9 protein-coding genes and 1 rRNA gene (1 of these 10 cut by a window edge) are annotated in these 12,114 nt (G+C 50.7%); 3 read left to right on the forward strand and 7 right to left on the reverse strand.

Annotation, left to right across the window (positions count from 1 at the left end; all coding sequences use genetic code 11):
• Positions 1-782, reverse strand: a 16S ribosomal RNA gene (locus tag IC804_RS02660); it reaches 775 nt to the left of the window's first position.
• A gap of 600 nt (positions 783-1,382) precedes the next feature.
• Here IC804_RS02660 and IC804_RS02665 point away from each other — a divergent pair.
• On the forward strand, positions 1,383-1,673 hold the full coding sequence (locus IC804_RS02665; protein ID WP_008879552.1) for a hypothetical protein: 291 nt from the start codon (positions 1,383-1,385) through the stop codon (positions 1,671-1,673).
• A gap of 64 nt (positions 1,674-1,737) precedes the next feature.
• Positions 1,738-2,181: an Hsp20/alpha crystallin family protein gene (locus tag IC804_RS02670; RefSeq protein ID WP_008879553.1), complete on the forward strand. Its 444-nt coding sequence runs from the start codon at positions 1,738-1,740 to the stop codon at positions 2,179-2,181.
• Positions 2,182-2,196: 15 nt separating this feature from the next.
• On the opposite strand, the gene IC804_RS02675 is transcribed toward IC804_RS02670, so the two are convergent.
• Genes IC804_RS02675 through IC804_RS02690 form a run of 4 tightly spaced genes read right to left on the reverse strand, consistent with a single transcriptional unit; the run spans position 2,197 to position 6,972 of the window.
• Complete coding sequence (locus IC804_RS02675; RefSeq protein ID WP_081157159.1) at positions 2,197-3,219, reverse strand: LacI family DNA-binding transcriptional regulator; 1,023 nt, start codon at positions 3,217-3,219, stop codon at positions 2,197-2,199.
• A 56-nt stretch (positions 3,220-3,275) separates the two neighbouring features.
• Positions 3,276-4,802 (reverse strand): UDP-glucose--hexose-1-phosphate uridylyltransferase, encoded by a 1,527-nt coding sequence (gene galT / locus IC804_RS02680; RefSeq protein ID WP_081157160.1) that lies wholly within the window; start codon positions 4,800-4,802, stop codon positions 3,276-3,278.
• 2 nt (positions 4,803-4,804) lie between these two features.
• Positions 4,805-5,791, reverse strand: coding sequence for a UDP-glucose 4-epimerase GalE (gene galE, locus IC804_RS02685; protein WP_008879556.1), 987 nt, complete (start codon positions 5,789-5,791; stop codon positions 4,805-4,807).
• On the reverse strand, positions 5,788-6,972 hold the full coding sequence (locus tag IC804_RS02690; protein ID WP_008879557.1) for a galactokinase: 1,185 nt from the start codon (positions 6,970-6,972) through the stop codon (positions 5,788-5,790). The genes galE and IC804_RS02690 overlap by 4 nt, the downstream gene beginning before the upstream one ends.
• Positions 6,973-7,129: 157 nt before the next feature.
• Here IC804_RS02690 and IC804_RS02695 point away from each other — a divergent pair, with 157 nt between their 5' ends.
• The gene (locus IC804_RS02695) at positions 7,130-7,912 is read left to right on the forward strand and encodes an EcsC family protein (protein WP_029760954.1); all 783 of its coding nucleotides are present in this window, start codon (positions 7,130-7,132) and stop codon (positions 7,910-7,912) included.
• Between the two features lie 57 nt (positions 7,913-7,969).
• On the opposite strand, the gene IC804_RS02700 is transcribed toward IC804_RS02695, so the two are convergent.
• The gene (locus IC804_RS02700; protein ID WP_081157161.1) at positions 7,970-10,159 is read right to left on the reverse strand and encodes an alpha-galactosidase; all 2,190 of its coding nucleotides are present in this window, start codon (positions 10,157-10,159) and stop codon (positions 7,970-7,972) included.
• Between the two features lie 157 nt (positions 10,160-10,316).
• Positions 10,317-11,969: a glycerol-3-phosphate dehydrogenase/oxidase gene (locus tag IC804_RS02705; protein ID WP_008879560.1), complete on the reverse strand. Its 1,653-nt coding sequence runs from the start codon at positions 11,967-11,969 to the stop codon at positions 10,317-10,319.
• Positions 11,970-12,114 lie beyond the last annotated feature (145 nt).

Genomic DNA, 12,114 nt, shown 5'->3' on the forward strand with positions numbered 1-12,114 from the left:
CACGCTTTCGCGCCTCAGCGTCAGTTACAGGCCAGAGAGCCGCCTTCGCCACTGGTGTTCCTCCACATCTCTACGCATTTCACCGCTACACGTGGAATTCCGCTCTCCTCTCCTGCACTCAAGTCCCCCAGTTTCCAATGACCCTCCACGGTTGAGCCGTGGGCTTTCACATCAGACTTAAAGGACCGCCTGCGCGCGCTTTACGCCCAATAATTCCGGACAACGCTCGCCCCCTACGTATTACCGCGGCTGCTGGCACGTAGTTAGCCGGGGCTTTCTCGTGAGGTACCGTCACCGCGCCGCCTTATTCAAACGGCGCTCCTTCGTCCCTCACAACAGAGCTTTACGACCCGAAGGCCTTCTTCGCTCACGCGGCGTCGCTCCGTCAGACTTTCGTCCATTGCGGAAGATTCCCTACTGCTGCCTCCCGTAGGAGTCTGGGCCGTGTCTCAGTCCCAGTGTGGCCGGTCACCCTCTCAGGCCGGCTACGCATCGTCGCCTTGGTGAGCCGTTACCTCACCAACTAGCTAATGCGCCGCGGGCCCATCCGCAAGTGACAGCCGAAGCCGCCTTTCAACCAAAGACCATGCGGTCTTTGGTGTTATCCGGTATTAGCTCCGGTTTCCCGGAGTTATCCCGGTCTTGCGGGCAGGTTGCCCACGTGTTACTCACCCGTCCGCCGCTGACCAAACAAGAGCAAGCTCTCGTCCGGTCCGCTCGACTTGCATGTATTAGGCACGCCGCCAGCGTTCGTCCTGAGCCAGGATCAAACTCTCCAAAAGAAAGTTGATTGGCTTGCGCTTCGTTTCGTTCAGTTTTCAAGGAACAAGGATAAGGAATTTAACCTCATTGCGACATTTATTATTATAAATCATTCTTTCAAAATGTCAACTATCTTTTTATTTTTCTCTTTTCATCACCGCACCTGTTCTGTCGCGGCAATTACTCATTATACTCACCATTTATTATTTGTCAATAGTTTTTTGTGATCGTTTTGCTTTACGATCATTTCATCAGTGCACCTCGGTTATTAGCCTAGACACTGTTTTTTATTTTATATATGTTATGACTTTATGTCAACTACTTTTTTGATAAAGCAATAACCCGTTTCGTATCCAGAATGGACAGCCAAAGCTGCATACAGAAATCTTCAGCTGGTAAATCGCCCTCCCTGTATGAAGATAAAGGTGGGTACTTTGCAGCTTTTATCTTTCCGTATAGACAGAACATGAAATTCGTTCATAAACCACAATCGCCACTCTTTACATAAGATTGACTCGCGAGTATCCTCTCGATCGCCGTATGCTATAATAAGGAGAGAATTTCGGAAGATCATCAATAGCTGACAACAAGTAACCGTCATAGGGAGGCAGAATATAACGATGGATCAACCGTTTTCTGCATTGCTTGATGCCTATCGCCGTCTTTGGCCGAACCGGTCGCTGACGTCGGAATCGCTCAATGAACAGGAAAGCAAGTCTCTTCTATATGAAATGATCATTCAAGAGCTGCGCGATGAGTGGACGCATCCGCGCGTACGGCAGACACCCGAAGTGAAGTTTTACTATGCCATGAAGCGAGTGTCCTCCGCTGACTTGCCGAATGACATGAAAATCGCACTTATTCAAGCATATTTGACGGCAATGGAACAATTGCAAGCGAATCATACATAAATCAGGAGAATCCGACTCACACTACTGAACGGAAAAACATTTCATGTCAAGGAGGAAAGCAGCTATGGCGTTAATTCCGTATGATCCGTTCCGCCATTTAGAATCGATCCGTCGCGATATGAACCGCTTTTTTACAAGTGATTTTCCGTCGCTGTTTGCCCATACGGACGAACATCACTGGATGCCGCGCATGGACATGCATGAAACAGCCAACGAGTACGTCGTTTCATGCGATTTGCCAGGGCTTGAGCGAAAAGAAGATGTGCATATTGATGTAAACAACAATATGTTGACGATCAGCGGCACCATTCAGCGCCATCATGATGTCAAAGAAGAACAAATGCACCGGCGCGAACGCTTTTTCGGCCGCTTCCAACGCTCGATCACGCTGCCAGCTGATGCGGCGACGGAAAACATTCGCGCGACATACAAAAACGGTGTGCTCGATATTCACATCCCAAAAACAGCGGCAGGAACGAAAAAGCGCGTCGACATCGAATTTCATTAATGAAAAGGGAGCGGCTTATTGACCGCTCCCCTTTTTATCGATCTCGCTGCTAGCACGGACGACGAGTTCGGTCGGCACGATGACTTTCTTGCAAATCGTCCGTTTTGTCGTCAACCGTTCGATGAGTAGCTCAACAGCTGTTTCCCCCATAAACTCAGTATACACTTTCACTGTCGAAAGCGGGGGATGGAGAAATGCCGCAGTCGGAAGATCATTGAACCCGACGATGGCTACGTCCTGAGGAACAGCAATCCCCGCCTCATGCAACGCGCGTAAAGCGCCGATTGCCATCGAATCGCTGGCGATAAAAAACGCCGTCGGCAAATCACCTTTGGCAATCGCTTCTTTCATCAGCCGATAGCCATCTTCAGCAGTAAAGGCGCCAATCCATACATCACGCGAGTCGTACATCTCTTTGACGTATAAGTATTCGTAAAAGGCTGTTTCGCGCTCATCGCGGATCGGCGTCTCCCCATCGACATATTCGCGGCCGCCGATATACCCGATTTTCGTGTGCCCAAGCTGAAGCAAGTAATCCAACACCGTGATCGTCGCTTGGCGCAAGTCGATGACGACCGAGTCAAACTGACGTTCATCAGGTGAACAGTCGACGAACACGATTTGCTTCGCTCCTCGAGCAAAGTCGCTCACTTCTTTCGGTCCGAATTTCCCGACAGCGATGATACCATCAAGTTCCTTCATCCGTTCAATCGGATAAGCGCCGTTCTGTTTGAACAATTTGACAAGTTGGATGCCACGTTCAAAACATTCTTTTTCCACTCCAAGACGGATCGCCATATAATACGGGTCATCGATTTCCTGACGTTCGGAATACCAATGAATCAGCCCGAGGCGAAACGATTCGCGCGCCTGCTGGCTTCGTTCCCTTAGTGTTTTGTAGTTCAGCTCTTGAGCAACTTCAAAAATGCGCTTTCTCGTCTCATCCGAGACGGATAGTGTTGTATCATAATTGAGCACGCGCGACACTGTCGCGACTGAGACACCGACTTTTTCAGCAATTTCTTTTAGCGTAGCCATAGTCTGTTCGCGATCCCTTCCTTATGTTTCATATGAAACGAGTTTTTTCGCCGCATTTATACAAAGGACGACATGTTTGCAATTGCATAGCTGAGAAAGCGTCGGAACGCATCCTTCCCTCGCTTGTCCCGTTTAAACACCCCAGCATGCTCTAACACGGTGACAAACCGCTGCCCAACTTCATTGCGCAACAACTCGTAAACGTTGTCTTTCGTAGTATACGGATTAGCTGAGAGAATGGATTCATACCAGTCCCAATGTTTAAGCATGGTTTCATCCCAGTCTTCTTTTTTCGTCCGGTGCACAAGATAATCAGCCAACGTCTCGAGCTCCAAGGCAAGTCGACCCGGCAACACCGCCAATCCCATGACTTCAATCAAGCCGATATTTTCTTTTTTGATATGATGTAGTTCTTCATGCGGATGAAAAATGCCGTACGGATGTTCCGTGGACGTCCGATTGTTGCGCAACACGATGTCAAGTTCAAACAAATGACCACGACGCCGGGCGATCGGGGTGATCGTGTTGTGCGGAACATCACCACTGTAGGAGATGATGTCAACATCAGGATCGCTGTACGCCCGCCACGTGTCATACAGGCGTACCGCTGCTTCCAACACTTCCTCTTTCGCTCCTGTTAAGCGGATAACTGACATCGGCCAACGGACAATACCTGCCGTCAATGACGGAAACGAAGGAATGGAAATGTATTCCTCGATCTCCGCATTTTCCATCGCAAACGTATAGCGTCCGCCTTGAAAATGGTCATGTGTTAAAATCGAACCGCCGACAATTGGCAAGTCAGCATTCGAGCCGATAAAATAATGTGGAAACTGTTCTACGAAATCAAGCAACCGTTCAAGCGTTTTCCGATCCATTTTCATCGGCACATGCTCGGCATGAAAGACGATACAATGTTCATTGTAATACACGTAAGGGGAATATTGAAAATACCACTGCTCGCCTAATAAAGTGATAGGGATGACGCGATGGTTGGAGCGGGCAGGATGGCCCCACGTTCCTTCATACCCTTCATTTTCTTTGCACAACACACATTTCGGATACGACGATGATGGCATCTCTTTTCGTTTGGCGATTTCTTTCGGGTCTTTTTCCGGTTTCGCCAAGTTAATGGTGATATCCAATTCTCCATAGATGGTTGACACTTTCCAGTGCTGATTGTTGGCGATGCGCGCCGTTTGAATGTAATTGGACGCTTGGCTCAACGAATAAAACCAGTCCGTCGCCTCCTGCGGGTCGCGGCGGTATCGCTCGTAAAAGGCGCGGATCACTTCCGACGGCCGCGGCATGACGCAGTCCATCAGTTTCGCATCCCATATATCACGCTCGGTCATCGTATTCGTTTCCAACAATCCTTGTTCATACGCCCAATCGATGATGGCGTTCAACACCCGATCGGGAGAGGCCAAAGGAATGTCTTTGGCCTCGGCGGGCTGCCATTCCGTGAGCTTCAGTGTCGCAAGCAGGCGGTTGCGCGCGTACACCACATCTTCCGGCGCTAACAGACCACGATGTTGAGCATAATGAATCAGTTGTTCAATCGCCGCAAAGATCGTTTCCATTGTCATACACCCCGATAACCGTTTGGCCGTGCTTGATGCCATTCCCATGCCGAAGCGACGATATCTGTAATGAACGGGTAGTTTGGCTCCCAGCCGAGTTCGCGCTTCGCTTTGTCGGACGAGGCGACGAGTTTCGCCGGGTCGCCTGGCCGCCGTGCCATGACACGAGCCGGAATCGGATGCCCGGTCACTTGCCGCGCCGCTTCAATCACTTCTTTAACGCTAAACCCGTTGCCGTTGCCTAAATTGTATACATCACTATCCGCCCCGTTTCGCAGTTTGTTAAGCGCCAAAACGTGGGCATCAACAAGATCGAGCACATGAATGTAATCACGAATGCACGTACCGTCCGGCGTATCATAGTCATCGCCGAAAATGAAAATTTCCTCGCGCTGGCCGAGCGGCACTTTTAAAATCAACGGAATCAGATGCGTCTCCGGATTGTGATCTTCGCCGATCGTCGTGCCATACGCCCCAGCGACATTGAAATAGCGGAGCGAAATCGAGCGGATACCGTAGGCGCGATCTGCCCATTTCATCATTTTTTCCATCGCCAGCTTCGTTTCTCCATATGCGTTCGTTGGCTCTGTCGGATCAGTTTCGACGATCGGGATTTGTTTCGGTTCCCCATACACCGCTGCGGTTGAAGAAAAAACAATTTGTCTAACATCAAATTCCTTCATCACTTCAAGCAACACTTGTGTGCCGTACACATTGTTGTCGTAATATTTCAGCGGCTCTTCCATGCTTTCACCAACCAATGAGTTGGCCGCAAAATGGATCACCGCCTCAATATCATACTGCTGAAACACCGTGCGCAAAAAGTCGCGGTCGCGAATATCCCCTTGGCAAAACCGCGCATCCGGATGCACCGCTTCTCTGTGCCCGGTCTGCAAGTTATCAACAACAATGACCTCTTCCCCTTTTTCGAGCAGACGGTACACCGCATGACTGCCGATATACCCTGCCCCGCCACAAATCAAAATCATCGGCACATCTCCTCCATTTCTATCAGTTCACGCGCCCCATTGCCAACGTCAACGACATAAAAGCTCGCTTCATAGCCGATTTTTTCGGCATATGTCCTTCCAACTTGTTTAACGAAATCTTGAATAGATGCTTTTTTCACCACGTTCACCGTGCAGCCACCAAACCCGGCGCCGGTCATGCGCGCCCCAATCGTTCCTTCGTGCGCCCACGCCGCTTCAACGAGCGTATCGAGCTCAATGCCCGTCACTTCATAGTCGTCACGCAGTGACATATGCGACTGCTTCATCAGCTCGCCAAAACGAACGAGATCTCCTTGCTCAAGCGCTGTGGCCGCCTCGAGCGTACGCTCGTTTTCCGTCACCGCATGGCGGGCCCGCTTTTGCTCAAGCGGGGAAAGAAGATGAGCATATTGAGTCAGCTCTGCGCTCGTCAGTTCACCAAGCGAGGCGATGTTCCGCACCGTTTGCAGTTTCGCGAGTGCCGTTTCGCACGTCGTCCGCCGCTCATTGTACGCTGAATCCGCCAAGCCCCGTTTTTTGTTCGTGTTCGCAATAACAATGAAATAGTCGTCGAGCGCAAGCGGCAAATAGCGATACTCAAGCGTTTGGCAGTTCAATAAGATCGCCGAGTTTTGTTTCCCCATGCCGACGGCAAACTGGTCCATAATGCCACAATTGACGCCAACGTATTTGTTTTCTACGTTCTGGCTCATTTTCACAAGCTCCAACTGATCGAGCTGCCGCTCAAACAAGTTGTTTAAGGCGACGGCCGTCACAAGCTCAATCGACGCCGATGACGACAATCCCGCGCCGTTTGGAATCGTGCCGTAATACAAAATGTCTAATCCGGTCCCTAGCGGGCCGAGCGCTTGAAAGGCAGCGATGATCCCTTTCGGGTAGTTCGCCCAGCTATGCTCTCTCCGATATGACAAATCATCATACGGCACAGTAATGACGCCAGTTTCTGGGAAGTTTTTTGAATACAGCCGCACGAGCGGCACTTTCGTTTGTCGCACAAGCGCATATGTGCCAATCGTAAGCGCACACGGCAACACGTGCCCGCCGTTATAATCAGTATGCTCGCCAATCAAATTGACGCGGCCAGGGGCGAAAAACATGCGGATGTCTTCTTCTAGCCCGCCGAAAAGCTTGGTAAATTGCTGTTTTAACGTGGAGATCATGGAAGGGCCTCCTTAAAAATCAAATTGAGTTATTCTCTTTTTTGTAAATATTTTAGTAAATATTTTATTTAAAATCAATTGTGAAACACGATCTTTTTTTATACGTATAAACATTCGAGTATTGATTCACCTTATTTATTAAAGGAGGCGGAACGGAATGGAAGCTCGACAAACGCTGAAACAAGAACTTGACGCCATCACTGCTTGGGAACGTTCCCAAAAAGACCTTTGGTTTTGGGAAAAGCTCGGCCGCTTGCCGTTTCAAGTGCTCGACAAGCTGACGCCAAAAATTGTTCATCGAAAGCTCGGGCAATTGCTCGACGAATTAGGAAGCTATATTCAAAACGGCGGGAAATACTTAGTGAAGAAAGAGAACATATTGGAACGTCTTGGTGTCACGTCGCTCGAGGAAGTGCCGTATTTGCCGCTTGAGACCATGGATCGCGTGTGCGATGAGTTGATCGCGGCGCGCGTGACGTTCGCACAGCTGCAAGGAGCAGCGACTGGGGTTGGCGGGGCGTTGACGCTGGCGGTAGACATCCCTTCTTTGCTTGGGCTCGCGTTGAAAACACTGCAAGAGATCGCCATCGTATACGGATACGACCCAAACGAAAAACAAGAGCGCGTGTTTGTTGTCAAATGCTTGCAGTTTGCCGCGGCGGACATCGTCGGAAAAAAAGCGATTTTAGACGAAATTTCTTCATTTTCCAGTCAGCGTGAGCATGTCTTTTCCGAGCTGCAAGGCTGGCGGGAAGTGATGATGACGTTCCGCGACCAATACGGATGGAAAAAGCTGTTCCAAGCTGTGCCAATCATCGGCGTCATCTTCGGTTCGCTGTTTAACAAATCGTTTATGGAAGACATCGCTGAAACTGGGAAGATGCTTTATCGAAAGCGCCGCATCATCGAGAAGCTCAAACAATTTGAACCCGATGTCTAAACGACAACGGGTTCGATTCGTTTAGGTTGGTGCATAGGCTCCAGCGAGAACATCTCTTCATCGTTGAACAGCTTTCAATCGCCACATCATGTTAATGAAATCACCCAAACGGTACGGCAAGGCTACTCCGGCATACATCAGCTCGTCGCCCCCGTAAACACCCAGCCCCTCAACTTCATAGTCTTGATTCGGGTCAAGCCCCTTAAGGCGCAAGTATGACAGCGGGGCGTTCGCTTCGGCCAAAACACGGAAGTAGGCGACAAGCGCCTCCGAGCGGTCGGCAGAGACGAACATCCATGCGGCTTCGTTGCCCGCAAACGGGCTTAACAGCCGATAAAACGTGCCGAACTGGACAAGATGACGCACGTCTTTGTAAAATGCCACCTGTTCTTTAATGGTTTCCTTTTCTTTTTCCGTCAACTTCGTAATATCAAGCTCATAGCCGAAGTTGCCCGACATCGCGACATGGCCGCGCGTCTTGAGCGGCGTCATCCGCTTGACCTGGTGGTTCGGTACAGCCGAGACGTGCGCCCCCATGGCACTGATCGGGTAAACGAGGCTCGTGCCGTATTGAATTTTCAGACGTGAGATGGCATCCGTATTGTCGCTCGTCCACGTTTGTGGCATATAGTAAAGAATCCCCGGGTCAAACCGTCCTCCCCCTCCCGAACAGCTTTCAAACAAAATGTACGGAAAGCGCGAAGTAATCTCGTCCATAACGCGATATAGCCCCAGTATATAGCGATGCGCCGTTTCGCGTTGGCGCTCAGGCGGCAAGGCAGCCGAGCCGATTTCCGTCATATGCCGATTCATGTCCCACTTTACGTACGCAATCGGAGCGCTCGCAAGCACATTCGAGATGGTTTCAATGATATAATCACATACGTCTTGGCGGGAGTAATCGAGCACAAGTTGATTCCGCCCTTCAGAGCGCGGACGGTTCGGCACATGGAGGACCCAGTCCGGATGTTTGCGGTACAGCTCACTGTTGGGTGACACCATTTCCGGCTCAATCCATAAGCCGAACTGCAGCCCAAGCTCGTTGACTTGTTTCGCTAGTCCGTCTAAACCGTGCGGGAGTTTGCGCCGATTGACCACCCAATCACCGAGGGAACGACGGTCATCATCGCGCTCACCGAACCAACCATCATCGAGCACAAACAGCTCGATGCCCAGTTCCGCGGCCGTTTTCGCAATGTTGACAAGTTTCTCTTCGTTAAAATGAAAGTACGTCGCTTCCCAATTGTTGATTAAAATCGGGCGGACGCGGTCGCGGAACGTGCCGCGAGCTAGGCGGGTGCGATATAGTTCATGGTACGTCTGCGACATCCCATTTAACCCTTGATCAGAGTAGACCATAACGACTTCCGGTGTTTGGAACGATTCGCCCGGTTCCAATAGCCACGTAAAATCAAACGGGTTGATCCCCATAGAGACGCGGGCCGTTTGAAACTGATCGACTTCGATTTGAGCAAGGAAATGACCGCTGTACACAAGGCTAAACCCGTACACCTCACCTTGGTGCTCATCAGTGTTTTTTCGCACGAGGGCAATGAACGGGTTTTGCTGGTGGCTGCTCGCACCGCGGCGGCTTTCAGCCGCTTGCACCCCGGTGAGAAGCGGACACCGCTCCACCCAACGCTCGCGCGCCCATGCCCCCGGAAGATGAATCCAGTCGTAATCGGCATCCGGAAAATCAATGCTCATGCTCAACGCCCGCAACAGTTTTAATCGCTCATTGCCGTTGTTTTCAAAACGGACCGCCCGCGTGATGACATTCCACTTTTCGTAAACGGTATACTGCAACGTCACTCGGAGGCCAATGAGTCCATCTTCAAGGACAATTTCCAATGTTTCTGCCTCGTGTTCGTGTTCAACATATGTCGCCGGCAGTCCGTTAAGTCTAGGCTTCCCCTTGTAAATATGATGCGTCTTATAGCGCAAATCGGTCACCGTCGAACCATTCTCAAGCTGTACTTGATACGCCGGAGCGCGAAAATCGCTGTTACCGTAGGCCGGGTACTCTTGCGGCAGCGTATCGAGCGAAAACGTGCGATCGGATGGGACGGGGTTGGCGGAAAAGGCACGGTTTAGCCGTGGAAATCCCCGCGCAGCCTGGCAATCCCGCACCGCTTTCCCCCAATACACGTGCGCCAAATAGCCGGAGTGGAAAAGGCGCATGATATAGCTTGTTTTGTCCGCTCGCAAATGAAACTGCTTCGTTTGCGGATTGTAGGTAATCGCCATCCTCTTCCCCCGCTTTCATCTTTTCTTTATTTTACGTAAACTTTACGTGAAAATCTAGCAAAAAAGTACCCGTATTCGAGCCTGATAGGTGCTATGGATCCTCTTTATCGAGCATCTGTCCCCACTAAAATTCTTCTATTTGTTTACGATCCTCCGGTCATCCCCCCACTGCTAACACCGCTTGGCAGAGAGCTTGCTCCAGCTCCTTCGTATACACTGCTGTCTGCTCCTCTGTCCAATGTAAATAGCTGGCCATAAACGCAATGACTGCTTCTTTTTCCCGGCGGACAGAATCAATGTCAAACAACAGCGAACCGGTGCGGCGGATGAAATAGTCGACGGGTTTGACAGCCATTTCTTCTTCAATCGCGTAAACGAGGCGGACGAACGTTTCTCGCGTTAAGCCAGATGAGCGATCGTATTGCCTGCTTAAAGCAAACAACCGATCAACGTTCGTACCGTATTGTTTTGCCAGTCGTGCCCCTTCTTCTTTCGTCCATCCATAACGTACCGCCTCTTCCGCTTTTTTGGCGATGAATGCCGGCAACTCGCGTGAGCCGCCGACATCGCCGCCGGAGATCGGCAACTGTTTCGTTTGACATGGCCGGAACGTTTTTTGTTCCTTTTTCTCAAGCTGCTTGGCGACAAGATCGACGACCGTTTCCGCCATTTTTCGGTAGCCAGTCAGCTTGCCGCCCGCGATCGTAATGAGCCCCGACGGCGATGTCCAAATTTCATCTTTGCGGGAAATTTCCGACGGATCTTTCCCTTCTTCATAAATGAGCGGGCGGACGCCGGCCCAACTTGATTCGACATCATCAGCCGTGATGCCAACCGATGGGAACATATACCGGATTGCTTTCAATAAGTAATCGCGGTCTTCTTCCGTCATCGTCGGATGGGCAGGGTCGCTGTCATAAAACGTATCAGTCGTGCCGACATACGTTTTTCCATCACGAGGAATGGCAAATACCATGCGGCCGTCCGGCGTATCAAAATAAATTGCCTGTTTGAGCGGAAACCGCTTTTGATCAATGACAAGATGGACACCTTTTGTTAACTGGAGCCGCTTATTCGTTTTCGAGCCGTCTTTGTCACGCAATGTATCGACCCATGGCCCGGCGGCATTGACGACTGTTTTCGCACGGATGTCATACGTCTGCCCGCTTAGCATGTCACGGCAGCGGGCGCCGATGATGCGACCACGGTCGTCATATAAAAACTGTTCTGCTTTCGTATAGTTGACGGCGTCGGCGCCAAGCTCGACCGCCTTTTTGATCACTTCGATCGTCAAACGAGCGTCGTCAGTCCGGTATTCGACATAGTAACCACCGCCGAGGAGCCCGTCGCTCTTTAACAGCGGTTCTTTTTCTAACGTCTGCTTAGCATTAAGCATCGTCCGCCGCTCGCTCTTCTTCACGCCGGCTAGCCGGTCATACAGCCATAAGCCGACAGAGGTGCTCCACTTGCCAAACGTCCCATCGCGATAAATCGGCAGCAACATCCACTCCGGTGTCGTGACGTGCGGGCCGTTTTCGTAAACGACTGCTCGTTCACGCCCAACTTCAGCGACCATTTTCACTTCGAACTGTTTTAAATAGCGCAAACCTCCGTGAACGAGCTTCGTCGAGCGGCTCGACGTCCCAGCCGCAAAATCTTGCATTTCAACAAGCGCCGTTTGCATGCCGCGTGAAACCGCATCAAGGGCGATACCGCCACCAGTGATCCCCCCGCCGATGACAAGCACATCATACGTTTTTTCACTCATAGCTTTAAACAACTCACTCCGCTGTCTGCTTGAAAAAGCCATCGATTAGTCCCTCCTGTGCAAAAAAGACAAAAAGAGACCATGACAAACACGATAAGCGTTCTGCCTACCATGTATGCATGGTCTCTCCATGTCTCCTGACTGATGATTAACTTGTTGATTTTATTATAGCAGATTGCCGCCCGTT

This window comes from Geobacillus sp. 47C-IIb (assembly GCF_014679705.1).
Classification (GTDB): Bacteria; Bacillota; Bacilli; order Bacillales; family Anoxybacillaceae; genus Geobacillus; species Geobacillus thermodenitrificans.

What these genes read in the sequence shown, in the direction of transcription:
- IC804_RS02690 (WP_008879557.1), bottom strand. Translation starts at nt 6,972, where the DNA reads ATGATCTCCACGTTAAAACAGCAATTTACCAAGCTTTTCGGCGGGCTA.
- galE (WP_008879556.1), bottom strand. Translation starts at nt 5,791, where the DNA reads ATGATTTTGATTTGTGGCGGGGCAGGGTATATCGGCAGTCATGCGGTG.
- IC804_RS02700 (WP_081157161.1), bottom strand. Translation starts at nt 10,159, where the DNA reads ATGGCGATTACCTACAATCCGCAAACGAAGCAGTTTCATTTGCGAGCG.
- IC804_RS02670 (WP_008879553.1), top strand. Translation starts at nt 1,738, where the DNA reads ATGGCGTTAATTCCGTATGATCCGTTCCGCCATTTAGAATCGATCCGT.
- galT (WP_081157160.1), bottom strand. Translation starts at nt 4,802, where the DNA reads ATGGAAACGATCTTTGCGGCGATTGAACAACTGATTCATTATGCTCAA.
- IC804_RS02705 (WP_008879560.1), bottom strand. Translation starts at nt 11,969, where the DNA reads ATGGCTTTTTCAAGCAGACAGCGGAGTGAGTTGTTTAAAGCTATGAGT.
- IC804_RS02675 (WP_081157159.1), bottom strand. Translation starts at nt 3,219, where the DNA reads ATGGCTACGCTAAAAGAAATTGCTGAAAAAGTCGGTGTCTCAGTCGCG.
- IC804_RS02695 (WP_029760954.1), top strand. Translation starts at nt 7,130, where the DNA reads ATGGAAGCTCGACAAACGCTGAAACAAGAACTTGACGCCATCACTGCT.
- IC804_RS02665 (WP_008879552.1), top strand. Translation starts at nt 1,383, where the DNA reads ATGGATCAACCGTTTTCTGCATTGCTTGATGCCTATCGCCGTCTTTGG.